Consider the following 20,210-nt stretch of genomic DNA (forward strand, 5'->3'; position numbering starts at 1 on the left):
CCTATGCAAAGAGAGCAACAATCCCGGACAGACCTTCGGGTTCTGAAAAGTCTCATGGTTTGCGCCGCCATTGCCTCCTCGCTCTTTCTCCACTCCCCCTCGCTCATGGCCGCCGAAGAGGCGACCGAAATCACTTGCGCGGCCCCATCCGCCAATATGATCAAGCCGGTCAAACAATCGGCTGAAAACATCCGGAATCTTTTTACCAACGTCAAGCAGTACCTTGGCATCCGTTACCGTTTCGGCGGAGATACTCCATCCGGTTTCGACTGTTCTGGCTTTGTCCGGTTCATGTTCAACAAGGAACTCGACGTCAATTTGCCGCATTCGTCACGTGAAATGGCCTCGATGGGCGCAAAGATTGACCGGAGCGAACTGCGGCCCGGCGATCTTGTCTTCTTCACGAACGGCAAAAACCGCATCAACCACGTAGGCATTTTCATCGGCAACGACACCTTCGTCCACTCCTCGCTCTCCAAGGGCATCACCCGCGACACTCTCAACGAAAACTACTACAACAAACGCTTCGCCACCGGCGTGCGTATTCTCGACGTGCAGGGCAGCCATCTCCAGGACGACCTCAGCAACCTGATCGAAGAGTCGATCGACGCCAACGCCGCCTCCTGATTCCCATACGCAAAGGCAGATCAAGCCGGGGTGAATGCGGCCGATTCTGACTGCCCTGCTGATTTCGGGCAGAGGCAAACAGGATGACCAACGCTGTAACGATCATATTCACCCTCTTTCCATCCTCACGCCTGAACGCCGCGCTCGATGCCCGGGTCATCGTTCTAACACATTCCGCAGCCCCCTTCATAAACCATAAGATGCTTTATTCTATTGAATTACGTATATTCACGCGGTGCCGTCAGACAGGCATGGAACCGTGGGCAATGCTGATCAATTCCTGTTGAATCAATCCATGCCCCTCATTCCAAAAAGGCGATATTATACTCTATAAAGATGTATTTCTGTATTTTGATTTTTGCTGACCACATGAACCTCGATCTCCGTCAGTCTGCATCATGAAAGCTTTCCTGAAAATCTCCCTGCTTTTCTTTCTGATCTCCAGCGCGCTCTGCGCCACGCTCTATCTCGGCCTCGGGCTGCTCGTGTCGCTGCATTCGGCGAAACCCGAAAAGGCTGACGTGATCGTCGTTCTCGGCGGCGACGACGGACTGCGGGTGAAAAAAGGGGGCGACCTGTACAAGGCGGGCTATGCGAAACACATCGTGCTGACCGGCATCGACAGCCGCTATTACCGCCCGGATCATCCCAACTGGCGCGAACGCAAACTCATCGAGCGTGGTGTGCCAAGAAAGTACATCCACGTCGATACCTGGTCGGAAACGAGCTGGGAAGAGGCGGAAAACACCTCGGACCTGATGGACAGGAAGGGATGGAAACGCGCGCTCGTGGTGAGCGATCCGCCGCACATGCTGCGCCTCAACAAAACCTGGAAAAAGGTGTTTGCGGGCAGCGACAAGCGCTTCCGGCTTGTGGCGACCGAACCGGCCTGGTGGCGCCCCCTCTTCTGGTGGCGTAACGACATAAGCTACCGCTTCGTGGTGAGCGAACTCCAGAAGAACATCTACTACCTGCTCGCCTACTACTGACCCCGCCCCCGGCGTCACCCAGGGCCGCTGACGCCGGGGCCTTCGATGGCGCTGCGACCTCCGGTGAGCGGCGTGACTTTGATGTGCGTGGCGATGCGATCCCTGAGCGCCGGAACGTGCGAAATGACCCCGATCAGTTTGCCGGACTGCTGGAGGCTGCCGAGCGTTTTCAGCGCCGTTTCGAGCGCCTCTTCGTCGAGAGTGCCGAACCCTTCGTCGAGAAAGAGCGAATCGACGCGCACGTTCCGGCTCGCCATCTGCGACAGGCCGAGGGCGAGCGCGAGGCTGACGATGAAGCTCTCGCCGCCCGAGAGGTTGCGCGTTGAACGCACTTCACCAGCCTGCCACTGGTCGATCACGCTGAGTTCGAGTGGTTGTCGTTTTGGATCCGAATCGTGGAAAAGCACATAACGATCGGTCATGCGCGAGAGCTGCTTGTTGGCATTAGCGATTAAAATGTCGAAAGTGATGCCCTGCGCGAAGTTGCGGAACCTCTTGCCGTCCACTGAGCCGATGAGATTGTGCAGCAGCTCCCACCGTCGGCACTCGCTTTTCTGTGCTTCTACCGCCGCCATTTTCATGCGATGCTCGTCCGCCGCCTGCCGATGCGCTTCGAGCTGGCTCGCGATGGCCCCGATCCGCCCACGCACCTGGCGAAGCTCTTCCTGAAGCTCGTCGATATGCGCCGCAAGCTCGTCGGCGGACGACGCCGTGAGGCGGCGCTCCAGCTCGTCGCGCAGCCGCGCCTCGCGGTCGGAGCGCTTGAGGTCGAGGTCACGCTTGCGATGCTCCAGCGCAGACGAGGCGCTTTCGAGCCGCTCGCGCTCAGCCTCCGGCAGACACGCGGTGACAAACGCCGCTTCGTCGGCGAATCCTTTCCCGGCAAGCGCCGCGCCGAACTCCGCCTCGCGGCGCTCGGCCTCCTCGCGCTCCTCTTCGACGCCGCGCAGCAACTCCGCTATCGAAGTGTCGAGCACGGCGAGCGCCTGACGCGCGGCGTTGAGCGATTCCGACGAAGCGGCAAGCTGGTCGCGTGACGCCTGCGCGAGGCTTTCGAGACGCTCCTCTTCGGCATCGGGCGACTTTTCGCCGAACCGTTCGAGCCGCTCTTTCGTGCTGGCCTCAACCCCGGCGAAAGCCGCCTCGACCTCCTCGCGCCGCATGGCGAGATCGGCGTCGAGCGCCGCGAGCTGCTCGGCGAAGTTGTGAAGCGACGCTTCGCCGTTTTGCACGGATCGTTCGAGACTTCGGCCCCGCTCCTCCTCGCGCCGCCACGCATCGCGCCGCGCTTCCAGCCCGGCGACGAGCGGCTCGGCAATTTCGCCGTCGAGCGTGATGCCGTACGGCTCGACGAGGCGGCGCAGGAGCTGCCGCCGCTCGACGAGTTCGCGCCGCGCCGTTTCGTGCTCGCCTTCGAGGCGGGCGAGGTCAAGGCGGTTCGAGCGCTGCCGCTCGGCGGCCTGTTCGAGACGCCGCTCGTCGTTTCGTGCGGCTTCGCTGAGCTGCTGCAATCGCGCTTCGTCGTCGCGAATCCGCAGTTCGAGAAGGTCGAGCTGCTCGATGCGACCGGCAAGTTCGTCAACCTTGCGCCCGCTCTCCGCGAGATTTTCGAGGACGACCGGCTCGGCTTCACGCGCCGGAGCTTCGATGCCCGCCTTTTCGAGCAGCGCGAGGCACTGCCGCCCGGACGACTCGCGCATGGCGGCAAGGTCGTCGCGGCGCTGCTCCATCTGTTCGATCTCCGTCCGGCGCTCGGCGACGCTGATTTCAAGCTCGCGGATTTCACGCAAGCGATCCTGCACGGCTCGCTTCGCCGCGTCGAGCGCCGCGTCGTCGCTCTCCGGCGGAGCGGCCTCTCCGGCGTAGGGATGATGCTCCGAACCGCACAGCGGGCAGGGCTGCCCGGCGACGAGTCGGCGGCGCTCCTCTTCGAGGCTGCGCACCCGGTCGGCCAGCCGCGCGAGCTTCTCTTGCGCCGCCGCCTCGCGCTCCGTGTGCGCCAGAAGCTCCCGTGCATGTTCGAGCTTTCGGATGGCGTCCGCCCGCTTGCTTTCGAGCGCCTCGATGCCCGCGCCGAGTTCGGTGATTTTCGGCAGCAACTCCTTGCCGGACTTGTAGAGCGCCACGATCTCTTCGAGCAGGCGGCGGCGATCGCGCAGAAGATCGAGTTCGCCGCGAAGCGCCCGGAGCGTCGAGCCGCCAAGCAGAGCGGCAAACGACGCATTGCGCTCGTCGAGCGCCCGGCGTGCCTCGCCGTACGCGGCTTGCGACGCTTTCGACTCCAGCTCGATGGCGGCGCTCTCGTCCCGCAACTGCTCGATGGCTTGCTGGACAGTGGCGATGCCGGAGGCCGCCGCCAGCTCCCGCTCCGCCACCGGGCGCAGCTCGTCGAAGGCGTGTCGGATGCCCGACAACGCGCCAACGAGCGAGGCATCCGCGCCGTGCGCCTCCTGCCAGGCGCGGAGCTGCTGCAACTCGTTCCGCGCCGACTCGACGTTTGCCGATGCCGCCGTGCGTTCGGCGTCAAGCCGCCCGCGCCGCTCTTCGAGCGCCTCCAGCTCACGCTTCCGCCGCCCGGCCTCCTGCCGCTTGCCCTCAATCACGGCGTCGAGCTGACGCGCTTGCGCGATGAGCGGCCTCGCCGCCGCCACGCTCTCCTGCGCCGAGGCGAGCGCTTTTCCGGCGGCTTCGTGTTGCGCTTCCGCCTCCAACTGCTGGCGCTTGGCCTCTGGTCGCCCCGCCTCCTTCGCCGCAAGCTCTTCGCTGTCGCGCCGCAACTGTGCCCGTTTCAGCGTCAGCACGGCATGCAGCGGCTCGACGGCGGCGGCGTTGCGGGCGAGCCGCAGCCGCTCCTCGTCCGTGCCGAAAGCCTCGCGCTCGGTCTGGAGCGCCGCCGCTTCGCTGCCGATGGCCGCGAGCGACTCTTCGAGACGGGCGATCTCCTGCAACCAGCGCAGCGCCGCTGAATCGCGTTCGACCTCGCCGCTCAGTTCGCGCTCCTTTTCGATGCAGCCCGCCCGCTCGATTTCGCGCTCTTTCAGCTCTTCCTCGCTCAAAAGGCGGATGCCCTCGCATTCGACCAGCAGCCGGTCGAGCCGCGCCTGCTCGTCGCGCCGCCGCTCGTGCGTCTTCATCGAGATGACCGAGTAGATTTCGGTTCCGGTGATCTGTTCGAGCACCGGCGCTCGCTGGTTGGCATCAGCCTGCAGGAAGGCCGCGAACGCGCCCTGAGCGAGCATCATCGAGCGAGTGAAGCGGTCGAAGTCCATGCCGGTTCGCGCCTCCACCTCCTGCAAGGTCTCCTGCACTCTGGACTGGATGAGTGTACCGGTCGCGGCGTCGGAAATTTCGTGCTTCTGCGCCTGCAATGCGCCTCCGCGACGATGGCGGGCGCGGTGCTGGCTCCAGTGGCAGCGAAAAACGCCGGCGGCGGTCGCGAAGGTCACTTCGGCGAAGCACTCGCCCGCGTGGCGCGACATGATCTCGTTGGTGCTGACATTGATCTTTGGCAGTCGCGGCGTCTGGCCGTAGAGCGCCAGGCAGATGGCGTCGAGAATGGTGCTCTTGCCCGAACCGGTGGGGCCGGTGATCGCGAAAAGCCCGTCTGACAGATATTCGGGCCGGGTGAAATCGATCTCCCACTCCCCTTGCAGCGAGTTGAGGTTGGCGAAACGGAGCTTCCGGATAATCATTGGCCCGCCTCCTTTTCGGCCAGGACATCCTCCTCCCGGATCGAGCGGAGCACCTCGCGGTAGCTCTCCAGGAGCGCGGGGCGGAGCGACTCGTCGGTTCCATACGCATCGAGGCAGCGGCTGAAAACCGCAACGGGATCGAGCTGCTGGAGCGTCTCGTCCGTGGCGGACTGGCGTAGCGCCTGCTGGAGCGGGCGGTTGTTGCGGATGCGGCGGATTTCAAGCAGCGACCCCGCGACCGCCTTTTCCATCGCCTCCTGCACCACTGCTGGCGGCTCGTCGCCGCTATAGTCGATTTCGAGCCACGCATTGCTGCCCGCCGCCCGGAGCGCGGCGATCGAGAGACTCAGCTCGTCGAGGCTTCCGGCAAGGCGTTCGAGCGGCTGGAAGCAGGGTATCTTGATCTCCGTGACGGCTGGCTTGCGCCCCTCGAAATCGACCTGAAGCACCAGCTTCTGCTGCTTCGATTCGCCAAACCCCATCGGAATGGGCGAGCCGCAGTAACGCAACCGTTCCTCGCCGCCAGCCTTCTGCGGCACGTGCAGGTGGCCGAGCGCCACATAGTCGAAAACAGGCGGAAAGGCGGTCGAGCAGACCAGCGAGAGCGCTCCGGCATAGACTTCGCGCACGCCGTCCCCCTCGACCGTGACGCAGCCAGCCGTGAAGAGATGGCCCATCGCGATGACCGGAATTTCCGCGCCGAGACTCTTGCGGATCTCGTCGGCTATCCTCGCAATTTCGGCGTAGTGCAGCGACACGCCTTCGGAGAGCTTGCGAATTTTGTCTTCGAGACTCTCCCCCGGCTCGACCGTGCGGATGTCGCGATCCCGCAGAAACGGCACCGCGCACACAATCGCCTCGGGATTTCCCTGCCGGTCGCGCAGCACCCGCACCTCGTCGGCCAGCTCGCCGGTCGCCGCGCCGATGACATGCACGTCGAACGAGCGCAGCAGCTCCTTCGGCGCATCGAGAAAAGTCGGCGAATCGTGGTTGCCGCTGGTGATGACCACATGGCGGCACGGCGAATCGGGCGAGAGAGCGATGCGGTTCAGGAACTGGTAGTAGAGCCTCTGCGTGGCGTTGCCGGGCGTGGTGGTGTCGAAAATGTCGCCCGCGACGACGAGCACCTCGATGCCCCGCGATTCGACGGTTCCGGCCAGCCAGTCGAGAAAAGCCTCGAACTCATGCAGGCGGCTGCGCCCGAACAGCGACCGCCCGAGATGCCAATCGGATGTATGAAGGATTCGTAAAGACAAGGGATAAATGGAGAATTGATGATGGATAATGCACAATGTAGGAAGCGCCGCCGGGAGCGCCAAGCGCCGGACCGGCAAAAACCGGGGTATTTATCAGCAAAATCTACAAACGGGCTTATACTTTGCTTTGTAAAGCTCTTTACAGTAAAGCCACACAAAAGAGTTCGCGTCCGGCAATTTTCGTCCACAATAGGACGTATAAGTCTTATAAGTCTTATACGTCGAATGGATCGAACAGCGAAGAAAAAACCATCAGGGCAGACGCGAGGCCTGCCCCTACATTTCATTGTCAATGGTCAATTGTTCATTGCCCATTAATTCTTGCGGCAGCTTTTTCGAGACTTTTGCGCCCAGGCGGCGAATCTCCTCGGCTCTTCCGGCAAGGTTGCCGCGGCCTTCGGTGAGGCGCTTCATGGCGAGCTCGAAGCTCTCCGAAACGCCGGAGAGCTTGCGGCGGGCGTCGGTCATCGCTTCGGCGACCAGCACCACCTGGTCGTAGATGCGGCCCGCCTTGTCGGCAATCAGTTCGGCGTTGCGGTTTTCGTTCTCGCGCCGCCAGATTTGCGCGATGAGGCGCAACGTAATCATAAGCGTGGCCGGGCCGGTGACGACGACGTTCCGCCCCGCCAGATCGTAGAAGAGCGACGGATCGGCCTGCATCGCCGCCTGGTAGGCCGGTTCGAGCGGGATGCACATGATGACGAAGTCGAGTGTGCGGTTGCCCCGGAGCGCGGCGTAATCCTTGCGCTCCAGCTCGGCCACGTGCCGCCGCACCGACTGCACGTGCTCGCGCAACGCCTCGCTGCGGCGGGCCTCGTTTTCCTCGCCGCACCAGCGTTCGTAGGCGGTCAGCGACACCTTGGCATCGACCACCACCGCCTTCTCGCCCGGCAGGCGCACCATGAAGTCGGGCCGCACCAGCCGCCCGTCGCCGGTACGGTCGCTCTCCTGCACGGTGTATTCGCGCCCCTTCACCAGCCCCGACGCCTCGAAGAGCCGCTCGACGATCAGCTCGCCCCAGTCGCCCTGCTTCTTGCTCTCGCCCTTGATCGCCCGCGCGAGGTTGTTGGCCTCGTCGCTCACCTGATGGTTCAGTTCCTGAAGCTGCCGCACCTGTTCGAGCAGCCGCGCCGACAGTTCCGTGTCGCTGCGATGCACCTCATCGACGCGCTGCCGGAACGAGTCGAGCTGCAAGCGAAACGGCTCCAGAAGCCCGTCGAGCCGCTGCCGGTGCTGCTCCGAAAGCGCCGTCCCCCGCTCTTCCACGATCCGGTTCGCCAGATTCTCCAGCGTCGCCTGCAACCGCGCCTCATCCGCCCGCCGCGCCTCGGATACGGACGCCCCCCGCTCCCGCTCATGCTCCACCTCCGCCACCAACCGCGCATTCTCGACCGAAAGCGCCTGCGACTCGCGCTGACTGCGCAGAAGCAGAAACCCAAGCGCCGCGATAAGGATAACGAGCAGGAGAATGACGAGAATCGAGGTCATGGGTGGATTGGAGATTGTGGTTGGATGATAGTATCAGCAAGGTATCGCAGAATCAATCCTGAGCGCTTTGCATCAGTCGCAAAAGCGTGTCGAGATTCGCTTTTACAGTTTGGGTATTGGGGTGATCACTACCAAGTTGTTTTTCACATATCGCCAGTGCACGACGAAGTAGCAGCTCAGCTTCTGAGCACTTGCCTTCACTTGTAAGCAATAGCCCCAGATTGTTAAGAGATGTTGCAATAAGGGGATGATCCGGTTCATAATGCTTTTCCCTTATCGCCAAAGATCGACGATACAAAGGCTCTGCCTCACCATTTTCACCCTTTAATCGCAACAGTTCAGCCAGATTGTTCAGATTCAATGCTACATCAGGATTATCCAAACCATACAGATTTTCTCTTATCTTCAAAGCACGCCTCAGTGATACTTCTGCTTCAATGATTTCACCTTGATCTAATAGCACTGTGGCCAAATTGATAAGACTTGTCGCTATAGACGGGTCGTCCATATCCATATTTTTTTCTTTGATCTCAAGCACACAACGAATCAATTCTTCTGCATCTTGATACTTTCCTTGAGACTTCAGCGACAATCCAAGATTATTTAATGTTTTTAACACCTCAAAATGATCGAGTCCAAGCTGTTTTTCAGTGATCTCCAATGAACGGCGCAATAATGGTTCAGTTTCTGCATATAATCCTCGGCCATAGTGATACCCGGCCAATCCACCGAGTAAAAAAGATCGAGTTAACCAAACCACATCATGATCGTACTGGTCATCTTCAAGCAATGTCTGCGCATGAGGTAACAACATTGCACACTCCACCCAGCATGAGTATTCTCGGTATCCTTCTTGCGGAAATTGCTCACCCAAAGCCTGCACCATAACTTGCCGATATTGGACAATAAAATCGTCACCCATCTGATCACGCACAACCGACTGAACCAAGCGATGAACAGTGACGAACTTTTCTTCAAGCGTTATCAACGAATAGGAGCGCAACGCCTCATAAGCCTCGTCGATCACAAACTCATCGACGCTTTTAGCTTTTTTCACAGCTTTAGTATAGTCCGCTAGCGCTTTATTGAGCAGCGTTCGGGGAATGGCGTCTGGAGCGACGACGCTACAGAGCGACAGCAACTCTTCGGCCATCGGAACTTTACGAATCTCCTCGAATGCCAAACTCCACGTTGTCGCAACGGTGTCGTGATAACCATCCGGCGCTTTTTCCCGATTCCAGAGTTCCGCTCTCCGGGTGTTGAAAAGCGTCAGATAATCCGCAAAACTCTTCTTTTTATTGTCGCAATAAGCCGCCGCCTGTTCGAGCGCGAGCGGCAAGTCGCCGAGCGCTTCGGCGAGCGCATCAGCCCCCGCGTCATCCGTCCGCCCGGTTCGCTTCAAGAGAAACTCGACCGACTCGCTCCGCTCCCACACCTCTATCTGCAATGGATTGCCGACGCTCTTCCAGTCGGGATTCCGGGAGGTGATCAGTACGTGGCCGATAGCCGAGCGGGGCAGAAAACTCCTTATGCTATCGGCATCTCTGGCGTTGTCGAAAATCAGCAGCCAGTCGCTGTTGCGCTCCAGCCACCTCATCACAGATTGAACGACCAGCGCCTGGTTAGCCTCCTCCTTCTCCGGCAAATCCAGCTCCAGAGCCAGCCCCGCGTAATCGCTCGCCAGCGTCGAAGGCTCCTCCGAGCGAATCCACCAGATCACCTCGTACGACGCGCTGTGCCGATACACATACTCGACAGCAAGCTGCGTCTTGCCAATCCCGCCCAGCCCGTACAACGCCTGCTGCGTCAGGGCGGTTTTCTGCCCTTTGGTCAACGATTCCCGAAGATTGAGCAAGAGCTGTTCGCGACCGGAAAAGTTCGGATTGCGATGCGGCAGATTGTGATGATCGGGCAATGTGCCGGGAAAGCGAGGCTTTTTCTTCGCCCGGTTGAGAGTGTACGCCGGTTTGGTCGCAGGCTTGAAACGCTTGTCAGTGCTGACGCCATTCAGCAGCGCAGTCTCCGCCTGATCTTCGTCGAGACCGATAAACGAGATATAGGCCAACCGCTTCATCACGCCGTCGATCTCGTGCGGACGAACAATCACCGGAATCAGCAATCCTTTTTGGCCCGTCGGATCGCTGTGCATCGCAGTTTGCCATTCCGGCACGGTAAACTTCGAGGCGAAGTATTCTGGAGAAATTACGGCAATGGTGCGGGCGCAATTGATCGCGGCCTCGTCGATATTGCCGATCACGCTTCTCCCCGCCTGCCGCATATCCCACGCCTGTAAAACAACGTCGTACCCCGCATCTTCGAGCGTACAGCCGATCCACGACGCGATCTGTTCATCAGCACCGGTGTAGCTGATGAAGAAATCCTTTTTTGCTTTATCCGCAGAATCCATGCGATTGGCAGAATGGGGTTGCGCATACAGACTCACACTTTTCTGAAGATAGCCAATGGCGCAAAAATTACGGCGGGGTTCAAAGAGAGAATAAAAGAATCAGACAGAGCGGAGTGATCGATCGAATAGAACGCAGTGGACGATATGGCAGAAGTTGCGCCATTGCAAGAGGGTTGCAACCCCTCGACGCTTTTTGTATGCTTTATGAAGCGGTGACAAGTAAACCATCACGACCATGTGCGGACGATTCGGATTTTTCGAGCTGAGCCACTTTATCGAGCAGCTCCGGCAGCTCGAACTGCCTTTCGATGAGGCGCCGGGGTTCGGCTACCGGCAAAGCTGGAACATCGCGCCCGGCAGCGAAATCGTGACGCTCTTCGGCGATCACAGGCGCTACCGGCTCGGCATGGCCCGCTGGGGGCTGATTCCGCACTGGTCGAAGGAGATGCCGAAGAACCGCCCGATCAACGCCCGAGCCGAGAGCCTCGCCGTCAAGCCATTTTTCCACCACATGCTCAACCGGCGACACTGCATCGTTTCGGCGAGCGGCTTCTATGAATGGAAGCCCGTTGCCGACCAGCGCAAGGAGCCGTGGTACATCCGCCGGAAGGACAATCGCCCGATGGCTCTGGCGGGGCTGTGGGACGAGTGGCGGCCTCCCGGCCCGCCGTCGCTGCCGCTCTGCTCGTGCACAATCGTCACCACCGGTGCGAACCGCGAGATGAAGCCGGTGCACGACCGGATGCCGGTGATTCTCGAAGAGGAGGAGTGGTCGGCCTGGCTCGACTCCTCGAACCGCGATGCCGTGCAGCTTCTCGACCCGGCGGATGACAACGTGCTCGACCTCTGGCCGGTTTCGACGAGGGTGAACAATCCCCGCAACGACGACCCGCACTGCATCGAGCGCGTCGCCGAATCTGCTTCGTGACGCGACCGCGCTACGGTACGCGATGGATCAGCGCCGGCCGGTGCTGCACGGTTCGCGCGTAGCGCACCGCCGGCTTGCCGAAGAGCATCGCGTAGCCGAAAAGATGGTCGTCCGGAATGGCGAGGCTTCGGCGAATGTCGGGCAGCATCTCGTCGATAGCCCAGCTCGCGATGCCGTTCCAGAGTGTGCCGACGCCGCAAGCCTGCGCGTACAGCTCGAAGGTTGCGAGCGCGATCAGGCAATCCTCCTTTGGCGTCGAGAGACTTTTCGGGGCCGACGCGATGACCAGATGCGGCGCGTCCCGGAACACGAGATCGACCTTGTGCTTCTCCCATATCTTCACGAACTTCGCGTAGTAGGCTTTCGCGGCGGGCAATTTCCCCTCCCTGTCGAGCCGCATCAGCCCCTCCATCACCTCGTCGCGCAGGCGGGCGACCTTCGTGCGGTCGTCGAGCACGGTGAAGCGTACCTGGCGCGAATTCACGCCGGTGGGCGCGTGCCACGCAACGTCGAGCAGCTTCTGCATCAGCGCGGCATCGAGGTTTTCCGGTTTGTATCGGCGCACCGAGCGCCTTCCCTTGATGAGCGTTTCGAGTTGCAGCGGATCGGGATAGCCACCCGCGAGGGGCAGGCTCTCTTCCGGCCTGTAGCCGAGAATCGAAATCGCTCCCGCCGGACAGATCGCCAGGCAGTGCTCGCACCTGAGGCAGAAGGGTTCCTTTTCGGGCGCAATCGCGGGATACCCCTCGCCATCCATCACGATGATGCGCGACGGGCAATCCCCCACGCACTGGCCGCACTGCGTACACTTTTCCCTGTCAACCATGAAATCGATCATAAAGCGTTGTAATTCTGTATTGCCATATCGTTTGACCTTCCCGCCGGGAGCGCCCGGGCCGGGTTTCCAAAAATGAAAAAAGTCGCAGTTTTGTAAAAACGATTTTTTTCTTACCTTAGGTTCACTTTGGTGAAGTGGCCGAGTGGCTAGGCAGAGGTCTGCAAAACCTCGTACAGCGGTTCGAATCCGCTCTTCACCTCCAGAACCCCCAAAACCCCTGTAAAAGCAGGGGTTTTTTTATTGTCCGAAACGCGGCATCGAGAGCAATGACGCGATGCTCCAAAAAGGCAAACCCCTTCGAGGCGAGCGCCAGGAAAGGGTTTAACGTGATAGTTGTCATCAGTGAATCGAGGCGGCCATCGAGAGGCTCAATCGCTTATCGCCAGCCTCTTTCTTCTCGTCCAGATCGAGACGAGAGCGCCGCCAATGCCGAGCAGCGTCACCGTGCCAGGCTCCGGCACTGCGCGCGGAGGGTCGTTGTAATCAAATGACAGCACCTGCTGCGTCTGCGTCGCCCAACCAGTCGATCCGGTAAAGCCGACCGTTGCCGCTGGCGAATCGATAACCGACTGTATGTTGCCGATGTTGTACGAAAGCATGGCGGAATCGGGCTTCAGATTTGTCTGGTTGACGCTCACAGACAACAGGCTGCCATCGTAATCGACCCAGGCATACCACGGCCCGCTGCCGTTGAACTCTGGCGAAATGTCAACGGTACCCTGACTGACCACGGAGCCATTGACATTGATGCCGATATGATTGCTGCTCGGGTCTCCAACCTCAGGATTGTACCAGTTGTCGAACTCGATGCCGACGCTGTTCGGAATGCCGGCGTACGAGCCATTGCCGGTCGTGATCGTACCGTAACCAAGGCCGCCGCCATCACCTCCGGAGGTCGCGCTGGCGGGATTTTTGATGACGAACACGATCCCGTCGGCGCTTCCGTGAGCAGGATAAGTTCCGGAATACTGAAAACTGAACGTGGCGTTGAAGGTTTCGATTCCGACTGGAGAGGTGCTGTAAGCTGAACCGATCTGATATTCCGGGTCGCTCAGGCTGTTATCGGTGAGCTGCAAAACCCCGTCAGGGAGTTTCGTGGCCGACGAACCGGGAGTGGGAGCAATATCATCGAGCGTGATCGTGTTCAGGACAGGCACCGCATAGGTCTGACTGGTTATGCCGAAGCATCCAAGCATAAACAGAGTAGCAAGTAATTGCTTTTTCATGTCTGTCTGGTTGATGTGTACTGAAAATTTGGTTGACGAACGCGATTTATATACAAATAATATTTATAAATCAACGCATAATGCATATGAATTATATGTGCACACAAATAGTACATCAACAACCAAAAATCCACCAACGCAAACAAAAAAGCGTATTTATAGCGCAGTAAAAACCAGAAACAAACCTCTGTAACATGAAAACAAGAGGCTCAATGGTTGAGGATTTTTTGAGGAATCGGGAGAAAAAGAGGGGCGAATGGAATGGAGATTCAGGGGCTTTTGCTCTCCATTTGCTGGAGAAGAGGTCTGCGCAAGAGCTTTGGCTTCGTCTGCCTTTAACTTGTTAAAAGCTTTAAATACGTGCAATTAACACATATTTTACGATCATTTTTCTTGAAGCTCACTAGTTAATTTGCACCCATGATGCAGGTGAGTTCAAGCGAGCTGCACTGAAATTCGATAGTTTGACGTAAAATTTCAAGCGCCAGCATATTTCAGCCTGTTCAGGCCGAGACGAATCACCTATACAATCCATGATAAAAATGATTTTCCCGGCGCTTTTTTTATGAGCGGCCTGCACAGCCGACCACAATGAGCTTGGCGGTGATGCCTGATTAGCTGATCGCGAACCGCTTTCACCCGCACAAATACTTGAGATGCACTTCGATTTCCACCTCGGCGCTGCCGAGCTGAAAACTGGAAGACTCGAAGGATGGCGGGCCGAGAAAGAAATGGGGGTTGTTGGAGGCGCCGACGCCCTCTTTCGGAATGCCGAAACAGTTCTTGTGCAGCTCGCCGCAACAAGCTTCGTCGTGGATGACGGAGATTGCATAAGCGCCATACGGAACGTTCTCGAAGACGTAGAGATTCGACTCCCCTATTTCGTGCACTCCGCCTTTTCTGAACGCATGTTCCGTCTCTCCCGGAAATCCATGCTTGTCATTGAAAAGCGCGATGCCGAGATCGCCGTTGCAGTTGTGGGCGTCGAGCACTTTGACCACGATGCGACCGGTTTCGATAACCGGTTCTTCGGTGGATGACGAATTGTCGGCGGATAGGTTCATGAATTGAGTACCCGTGAAAGTCTGCGGAAATTCTGAACTTTAATGTAACAAAGATTTCGCGCACCTGTGAAAGTCTGGATTGTCAGATAGCGTTGCGCAAAAAGGACAGCAAGGACAATGACACCAAATGAAAAAAGCCTGCTTTGCAACAGGCTTTTTTCTGTGACGAATTTCCGTGTGTCGGGCTTACCCGATCTTCTCCGCGCCGGAGATGATGGCGGCGACCAGCTTGTCGATGGTGGCGTCGTCCATCAGCACCGAGATGTTCAGGCAGATGCTGCTCTGGAGGAGCTGGCCGGTTCGCGGCCACAGCTCTTCGAGGTTGGCGTCGCGGTAGCGGTCGTACGCCTTGAGCAGGTGGCCCCAGACGGCGGCGTAGTGCCAGTCGATCGCTTCGGGCAGAATCTTGGTGCCGAAGCCGTGCTCCAAAAGGTGCGCCTCGAACTGCAGGGCGGTCTGGGGGTCGCGAACCTTGAAGATCAGCGTGTCGCCCTGCGCGCCGGCTTCGTCGGTGAAGGGGCGCATCAGGAGATTGTCGAGGTGGCTGATGCGCTCCTTGATCTTGTACTTGTTCTCCCTCGCCTTCGAGAGGATGTAGTCGATCTTGCCGAGCTGGGCGAGGCCGATGGCGGCGGTCACTTCGCTGAGGCGGTAGTTCAGACCCTTGGCGCGGCGCGGATCCTTGCCGCGCGGCAGGCCGGGGATGTGCATGTGGCCGTGGTCGCTGAACTCGGCGACGCGGTCATAGACCTCCTTGTCGTCGGTGATGACCATGCCGCCCTCGCCGACGTGCAGCGTTTTGCCCGCGTCGAAGGAGAAGGAGCCGACCTTGCCGATGGTGCCGAGCTTGCGCCCCTTGTAGGTAGCGCCGAGCGACTGGGCGGCGTCCTCGATGAGCGTCACGCCGCGGCGCTCGCAGATTTCGGCGATCTCGTCCATCTTCGGCGCGGCCCACATTGGAATCGCCACGACCGCTTTTGTTTTCGGCGTGATCGCCTTTTCGACCTCAAGCGGATCGAGGTGGTAGGTCTCGTCGATCTCCACCGGCACCGGCACCGCGCCAAGCGCCGCAGCGGCTTCGACCGGCGCGATGAAGGTCCAGGCGGTGGTGATCACCTCGTCGCCGGGGCCGACGCCCGCGCCCGCAAGGGCGCAGTGAATCGCCGCCGTGCCCGACGACACGGCGTGGGCGTACTTCACGCCCATGTACGCGGCGAACTTCTCCTCCAGCTCCCGCGCCTTGTAGTTCCCCGGCGCGTACCGGTACAGCGTGGTCTTCTCCCCGCTGAACAACTCCTGTATCTGGGCCAGTTCTTCTTTGCCAATCAGCTCGGCTCCTGCCATAGTGCAATGCGTTTAAGTTCTTTTAAGTATCCAAAATCTTGTGCCTATAAGACCTATAAGTCCTATAGGTCTTATAGGTCAGAAAGAAAAAACTCTACAGCTCAGGTCAGAGCGTCGATTACCACCCTGGCCGAGTCCTCGTTGAACTCCACCGGGTTGCCGCCGAACGAGCCTGAAAGTGCGCCCGAGGCTTTGGCGGCGAGTTCGGCGACGTTGCCTTTGCCGTAGCCGTAGGGCGCAAGGTTCGGAATGTCGAGCTGGCGATAGAGCGCGTCCATCTGTTCGAGCAGCTCCAGCGCCGACTCCCTTGCCGATGCCCCCTCTTTGCGGGCGGGATTGAGCAGCGCGTATTTGTCGTACCCCTTGGTGACGTTGTAGCGCATCACCTCCTTGAGGAAGATCGCGCCCGCCAGTCCGTGCGGTACCTGATGCTTCACGCCGACGTAGTAGGCGAAGCCGTTGGTCGGGCCGTCGCCGGAGTTCATCAGCGCCGTGACGCCGCAGACGCTGCCGAGCGCGAGATCGAGGCGCGATTCGGCGCGGTCGAGCTGCCCCTGCTGCAAGGCGTAGAAGGTGCGCTGGAAGCCTTCGATCGAGAAGATGCGGCTGAGCGCGGTGTGCTTGACCGAGCCGAAGCTGTCCACGCAGTGCACCAGGCTGTCCATCGCCGAGGCGATGACACTCTCCATCGGCGCGCTCATCGAGAGCTGGGGGTCGATCACCGAACGCTTCGGGAAGTTCTTGCGGCTGTTGATGCCGAGCTTGCGCCCTTCGTCCTCGTCGATGAAGACCGCGTTGTAGCTCACCTCCGCGCCACTGCCGAGCAGCGATGGCACGGTCACGAGCGGCACGGGATCACTGACATCCTTCGGAAAGCCCTTGAGCGAGAGCGCCGGAACATTGTTGGTGAGCAACAACGCGACTCCCTTGCCGAGGTCGATGGTGCTGCCGCCGCCGATGGCAACCATGCCGTCGGGCAGCTCGCGACGGAAGAACTCCGCCACATTTTCGAGATGCCTGTAGGTAGGCTCGCCCCTGAACTCGTTGCAATAGACGACGGCGTTCGGGTAGCTGGCGTTGATGTTGCGCAGTACATCCTGGAAATAGAGGTTTTCCGAAAGGCTCGCATCGTAGATAATACCCGGTTTCTGGATGCCGAGCGACTGGAGGTGCTCATGCACGGAGAGTGCTTCGTTAACCCCGATGCACAGGTCGGTGGAGAGAAAAAAGTTCATATTGTCTTGATTCTGTTGGGTTTGTCGGATTTCAGGATCGAACGAACGAGCGGTCGAGACCTTTCTGTTTCAGGTAAAATTCGACGAGATCGACCTCTTCGATGGTGTCGATCTCCCAGGTCTGCCAGAACTCCATCGGATAGACCGAAAGCTTTTGGCCAATGCGATTGTTGAAGCTGCGCAGCACGGATGGCGTGAAAAGGTAGATCGAGCCGTTTTCGATGAACTGCGACGGGCGATCCTGCCGCATCCCGCGATTGCGGTAGTCGAAGTTCACGCTGTTCCACTCGCCAGAGCGCTGCTCCCAGATGGTGAGGTCGTCGGCCCGCGTGACCGAAATCAGCGAATCGGCCCCCTCTTGCCGGAACAGCTCGATGGAGCGGTCGATGTCGCCGGGCTTGCGCAAGGGCGAGGTGGCTTGCAGGAAAACGACCGTCTCCGGCTCCGCGCCGTGATGCGCGGCAATCGTTTCGAGCGCGTGCAGCAGCGCCGCCTCGGAGGTCGCCTTGTCGCCGCTGATCTCTTCGGGCCGCTCGATCACCTCCGCGCCGTACGCGCGGGCGACCTCGGCGATGGCCGGGTCGTCGGTGGTCACGAAAACCTTGTCCACGTGTTCGGCGTCGAGCGCCTGCAAGACGCTCCATGCCAGCAGCGGAAGACCGGCCACCGGATGGATGTTCTTGTTTTTCAGGCCCTTCGAGCCGCCGCGCGCCGGAATGATCGCTGCCGTCCGCATTCAGTGTTTCCTGTGATTCTTCGTTATTGCCCGATTCCGCCTCACGCTTCGATCACCTGCCGACAGACACCGGCGATCCTGCGGGCCGCCGAGCGGTTCTGCAACGGAGTGAGGCGCTTGAGATAATCTGGTTCCAACCCGCAATATACCGGTTTGTTCAGCGCCGATCCTACAAAGATCGTCGAAGAAAACTGCGCGATCATCATCTGCGAATTGGCGATCATCTCCTCGGTCTTCCCTTCCGCATAGACGATGCTGCCCGGCGCGTGCTGCTCGATCTCTCGCGCGGCCCGCGCGGCGTTCTCGTTGGGATGGAGCTTGAAGAGCAACTGCCGACCGTCGGCCATCTCAAGGTACTTGCGAATGTTGCGCTTGCGATTCTCGTAGATGAAGGTTTCCCGGTTGTCGGAGGTGCAGACCAGCACGTAGTCGCGGTGCTCGAAGTCGTTTTCGAGAAAGCGCTCGCAGTTGTCGAAGTTGGGAATGCTGGTCACTTCGATCTTTTCGGGCCGGACGCCTTTGCTGATGAACAGGTCGCGGTAGCCTTCGCTGGCCACGCAGAACTTCTCGTAGGTGTCCGACAGGCCCGTGGTCGCCGTGCCCGCGATCCAGCGCGGCACCCAGCGGAAGTTGCGGGCGAGGTGGAAAAGGATCGTCTCCGGCTCGGTCATCCCCTCCTGCACGAGCACGATTTTGCTGCGCTTGAGATGTTTCGGCACAATGAGGTCGGTACAGGTCAACACCAGATCGTACCGGTGCAGCGTACCGCCAATGTCGAGCTGAAAATTATGCGAAGTAAGATAATCGATGGCTTTGCTGGCGCGCTTCCTGCCCATGATCGTGAATTCGAGCATTCCCATGTCGCTGGCTTTGCCAAGCAGGCCGTCGCTGAAAAAAGGGGTGAACCACTGATCGTACTCCCGGAGATGCTCCGAAATCTGGTGCATCTGGGTGGTCTGATTCATCGAACCGCAAACAAACAGAATCTTCTTCCTCATGCGCTCTCGTCACTGACTTGCTGGGCATCCCGGAGATGAATGCCTTCCATGAACATCACTCCGTAACCGATCGAATACCAGAGAACCTCCTTGAGACGGCGCAGCATCACGAACGCTCCTCCATAGGCGAGATAATCGGGAAGGCCGAGCGCATGAAAAAAAGCGAGGTAGCCAAGATCCTGAATCCCCAGTCCCGATGGAATGAAAAAAAAGATCGCCCTGAGAATGGTCAGAGCCGTATCGAACGCCAACACCTGCAAAAAGGTCACTTTAAGACCAAGTACTTGTAATATAAGATAAGTTTCCAACGCGAGCATCATCCACGCCGCGACGTAGATCACCATTACCGGCAGGAACGATTTCATGCCATCCGACTTGACCCGCTGAAGCTGGCGGTCGGTCTCGGCAAACCCCTCCTGCACCCTGAGCAGCCACTGCCGGACCTTTTCAAACGGAATCTTCAGAAGAAGACGATGCAGCTTCCCGACAGCGTTGCCGTTGGTCATCAGAATCAAAAACAGCGTAAATACCACGGCCATGGCAAGGCTGACAGCAATCATGATCACGCCAAGTCCTTGAAAATCCACCACCTGCTTAGACACAGCCTGCAACATGCCGAAACCGGCAACCGCGCCGAGAAGGGTATAGATGCCTTGGGTCGCGCCAAGGAGGAGCTTGCGCACCGCGACCGTTGCGAAGCCGTCGGGCAGCGGAATGCCGAGAAATTTCCGGCAGAGCCACGGGCGCAGTGGCTCACCGACCGCCACGCCCGCGGGCAGCGTCATGGAGACCGTTTCGGTGACCAGCTGGATTTTGAAAAGGCCGAAAAAGGGTGGCGCGCCGCTCTCTTTCGGAAAAAGCCGTTGCCAGGCCGCCGTCTCCAGAAGATGCAGGCCGAGGTAGGGCAGGAGAATCAACAGCACGGAGGGACCGAGCGAACTGATCAGCTTCATCGAACCGGCCAGATCGACCTTGCTGAACAGATAGGCGATAAGCGCCAGACCGGCCAGAAGCCCCGCGTACCTGGTCCAGGACTTTTTTCCTTTATTGCGTACCTGCATGAAATCGATTGGAAATGAAACAGTTCTGCGTACAGCGGGTCAGCTCCCCGGCTTTCGGCGTGTTCGTGTCAGGAATCTCTTTTCAACGCGAGCTGCCCTGAAAACAAGGAACTACAGGAACAGGGCCGTTGCCCGCCATCCGCCCCATCCGGAACAGAAGCGCACAAATATATAAAAAATAGGGGATTCCCGTGAACCCGCCGTTTGCATGGCTAACGCAGGGGAAGAAATCGGTTTCGATCGCAACAGGCGAGCACCGGTGGCGGATTATCGAAACGTGAAAAAATATTGGATTTACGGGCTTCTATTGTTACATATCAG

At 59.2% G+C, this 20,210-nt stretch carries 15 protein-coding genes and 1 tRNA gene; 4 read left to right on the forward strand and 12 right to left on the reverse strand.

The features are described 5' to 3' along the window. Positions 1–3: 3 nt before the first annotated feature. Together FGF66_RS04370 and FGF66_RS04375 are read left to right on the forward strand one after the other, a co-directional pair. Positions 4–627 carry a C40 family peptidase gene (locus tag FGF66_RS04370; RefSeq protein WP_139456478.1) on the forward strand — a complete coding sequence of 208 codons (624 nt, stop codon included), beginning with the start codon at positions 4–6 and terminating at the stop codon, positions 625–627. 398 nt (positions 628–1,025) lie between these two features. Next, positions 1,026–1,616 (forward strand): YdcF family protein, encoded by a 591-nt coding sequence (locus tag FGF66_RS04375; RefSeq protein ID WP_139456479.1) that lies wholly within the window; start codon positions 1,026–1,028, stop codon positions 1,614–1,616. Positions 1,617–1,630: 14 nt separating this feature from the next. Here the strand turns inward: FGF66_RS04375 and FGF66_RS04380 are convergent, their stop codons facing one another. The 4 genes from FGF66_RS04380 to fxsT all read right to left on the reverse strand — a co-directional run bounded on the left by FGF66_RS04380 (position 1,631) and on the right by fxsT (position 10,459). Then, complete coding sequence (locus FGF66_RS04380) at positions 1,631–5,308, reverse strand: AAA family ATPase (RefSeq protein WP_139456480.1); 3,678 nt, start codon at positions 5,306–5,308, stop codon at positions 1,631–1,633. Then, positions 5,305–6,564: an exonuclease SbcCD subunit D C-terminal domain-containing protein gene (locus FGF66_RS04385; protein ID WP_139456481.1), complete on the reverse strand. Its 1,260-nt coding sequence runs from the start codon at positions 6,562–6,564 to the stop codon at positions 5,305–5,307. Before FGF66_RS04385 ends, FGF66_RS04380 begins: the two co-directional genes overlap by 4 nt. Before the next feature lie 276 nt (positions 6,565–6,840). Next, a complete protein-coding gene (locus tag FGF66_RS04390) occupies positions 6,841–8,052 on the reverse strand; it encodes a DNA recombination protein RmuC (RefSeq protein WP_139456482.1) in 1,212 nt (403 codons plus the stop codon). Positions 8,053–8,104: 52 nt separating this feature from the next. After that, positions 8,105–10,459, reverse strand: coding sequence for an FxSxx-COOH system tetratricopeptide repeat protein (gene fxsT, locus FGF66_RS04395; protein WP_139456483.1), 2,355 nt, complete (start codon positions 10,457–10,459; stop codon positions 8,105–8,107). Between the two features lie 235 nt (positions 10,460–10,694). Between fxsT and FGF66_RS04400 the strand changes: the two genes are divergently transcribed. Continuing rightward, positions 10,695–11,387: an SOS response-associated peptidase gene (locus FGF66_RS04400; protein ID WP_139456484.1), complete on the forward strand. Its 693-nt coding sequence runs from the start codon at positions 10,695–10,697 to the stop codon at positions 11,385–11,387. A 10-nt stretch (positions 11,388–11,397) separates the two neighbouring features. Here the strand turns inward: FGF66_RS04400 and FGF66_RS04405 are convergent, their stop codons facing one another. Further along, positions 11,398–12,225: a nitroreductase family protein gene (locus FGF66_RS04405; RefSeq protein WP_139456485.1), complete on the reverse strand. Its 828-nt coding sequence runs from the start codon at positions 12,223–12,225 to the stop codon at positions 11,398–11,400. Positions 12,226–12,353: 128 nt separating this feature from the next. Here FGF66_RS04405 and FGF66_RS04410 point away from each other — a divergent pair. Continuing rightward, positions 12,354–12,427 (forward strand) — tRNA-Cys (locus FGF66_RS04410). Positions 12,428–12,593: 166 nt separating this feature from the next. Here FGF66_RS04410 and FGF66_RS04415 read toward each other — a convergent pair. From FGF66_RS04415 to FGF66_RS04445, 7 genes are all read right to left on the reverse strand, one after another. Continuing rightward, positions 12,594–13,382, reverse strand: coding sequence for a PEP-CTERM sorting domain-containing protein (locus FGF66_RS04415; RefSeq protein ID WP_170181210.1), 789 nt, complete (start codon positions 13,380–13,382; stop codon positions 12,594–12,596). 704 nt (positions 13,383–14,086) lie between these two features. After that, positions 14,087–14,515: a DUF2141 domain-containing protein gene (locus tag FGF66_RS04420; RefSeq protein ID WP_139456486.1), complete on the reverse strand. Its 429-nt coding sequence runs from the start codon at positions 14,513–14,515 to the stop codon at positions 14,087–14,089. 186 nt (positions 14,516–14,701) lie between these two features. Continuing rightward, positions 14,702–15,859, reverse strand: coding sequence for a DegT/DnrJ/EryC1/StrS aminotransferase family protein (locus FGF66_RS04425; RefSeq protein WP_139456487.1), 1,158 nt, complete (start codon positions 15,857–15,859; stop codon positions 14,702–14,704). A gap of 101 nt (positions 15,860–15,960) precedes the next feature. Beyond that, positions 15,961–17,094, reverse strand: a complete 1,134-nt coding sequence (locus tag FGF66_RS04430) for an iron-containing alcohol dehydrogenase (RefSeq protein WP_139456488.1) — start codon at positions 17,092–17,094, stop codon at positions 15,961–15,963. Between the two features lie 31 nt (positions 17,095–17,125). Then, on the reverse strand, positions 17,126–17,830 hold the full coding sequence (locus tag FGF66_RS04435) for an acylneuraminate cytidylyltransferase family protein (RefSeq protein WP_139456489.1): 705 nt from the start codon (positions 17,828–17,830) through the stop codon (positions 17,126–17,128). Positions 17,831–17,871: 41 nt separating this feature from the next. Further along, positions 17,872–18,828 carry a glycosyltransferase family protein gene (locus FGF66_RS04440; protein WP_139456490.1) on the reverse strand — a complete coding sequence of 319 codons (957 nt, stop codon included), beginning with the start codon at positions 18,826–18,828 and terminating at the stop codon, positions 17,872–17,874. After that, the gene (locus FGF66_RS04445) at positions 18,825–19,889 is read right to left on the reverse strand and encodes a lysylphosphatidylglycerol synthase transmembrane domain-containing protein (protein WP_139456491.1); all 1,065 of its coding nucleotides are present in this window, start codon (positions 19,887–19,889) and stop codon (positions 18,825–18,827) included. Before FGF66_RS04445 ends, FGF66_RS04440 begins: the two co-directional genes overlap by 4 nt. Between the last annotated feature and the right edge of the window lie 321 nt (positions 19,890–20,210).

The sequence above is a fragment of the Chlorobaculum thiosulfatiphilum genome, from assembly GCF_006265165.1.
GTDB lineage: Bacteria > Bacteroidota > Chlorobiia > Chlorobiales > Chlorobiaceae > Chlorobaculum > Chlorobaculum thiosulfatiphilum.

Bases quoted from the DNA above. Each gene is read 5' to 3' on its own strand.
- FGF66_RS04370 (WP_139456478.1), top strand. From the start codon at position 4: ATGCAAAGAGAGCAACAATCCCGGACAGACCTTCGGGTTCTGAAAAGT.
- FGF66_RS04375 (WP_139456479.1), top strand. From the start codon at position 1,026: ATGAAAGCTTTCCTGAAAATCTCCCTGCTTTTCTTTCTGATCTCCAGC.
- FGF66_RS04380 (WP_139456480.1), bottom strand. From the start codon at position 5,308: ATGATTATCCGGAAGCTCCGTTTCGCCAACCTCAACTCGCTGCAAGGG.
- FGF66_RS04390 (WP_139456482.1), bottom strand. From the start codon at position 8,052: ATGACCTCGATTCTCGTCATTCTCCTGCTCGTTATCCTTATCGCGGCG.
- fxsT (WP_139456483.1), bottom strand. From the start codon at position 10,459: ATGGATTCTGCGGATAAAGCAAAAAAGGATTTCTTCATCAGCTACACC.
- FGF66_RS04400 (WP_139456484.1), top strand. From the start codon at position 10,695: ATGTGCGGACGATTCGGATTTTTCGAGCTGAGCCACTTTATCGAGCAG.
- FGF66_RS04405 (WP_139456485.1), bottom strand. From the start codon at position 12,225: ATGATCGATTTCATGGTTGACAGGGAAAAGTGTACGCAGTGCGGCCAG.
- FGF66_RS04420 (WP_139456486.1), bottom strand. From the start codon at position 14,515: ATGAACCTATCCGCCGACAATTCGTCATCCACCGAAGAACCGGTTATC.
- FGF66_RS04425 (WP_139456487.1), bottom strand. From the start codon at position 15,859: ATGGCAGGAGCCGAGCTGATTGGCAAAGAAGAACTGGCCCAGATACAG.
- FGF66_RS04430 (WP_139456488.1), bottom strand. From the start codon at position 17,094: ATGAACTTTTTTCTCTCCACCGACCTGTGCATCGGGGTTAACGAAGCA.
- FGF66_RS04435 (WP_139456489.1), bottom strand. From the start codon at position 17,830: ATGCGGACGGCAGCGATCATTCCGGCGCGCGGCGGCTCGAAGGGCCTG.
- FGF66_RS04440 (WP_139456490.1), bottom strand. From the start codon at position 18,828: ATGAGGAAGAAGATTCTGTTTGTTTGCGGTTCGATGAATCAGACCACC.
- FGF66_RS04445 (WP_139456491.1), bottom strand. From the start codon at position 19,889: ATGCAGGTACGCAATAAAGGAAAAAAGTCCTGGACCAGGTACGCGGGG.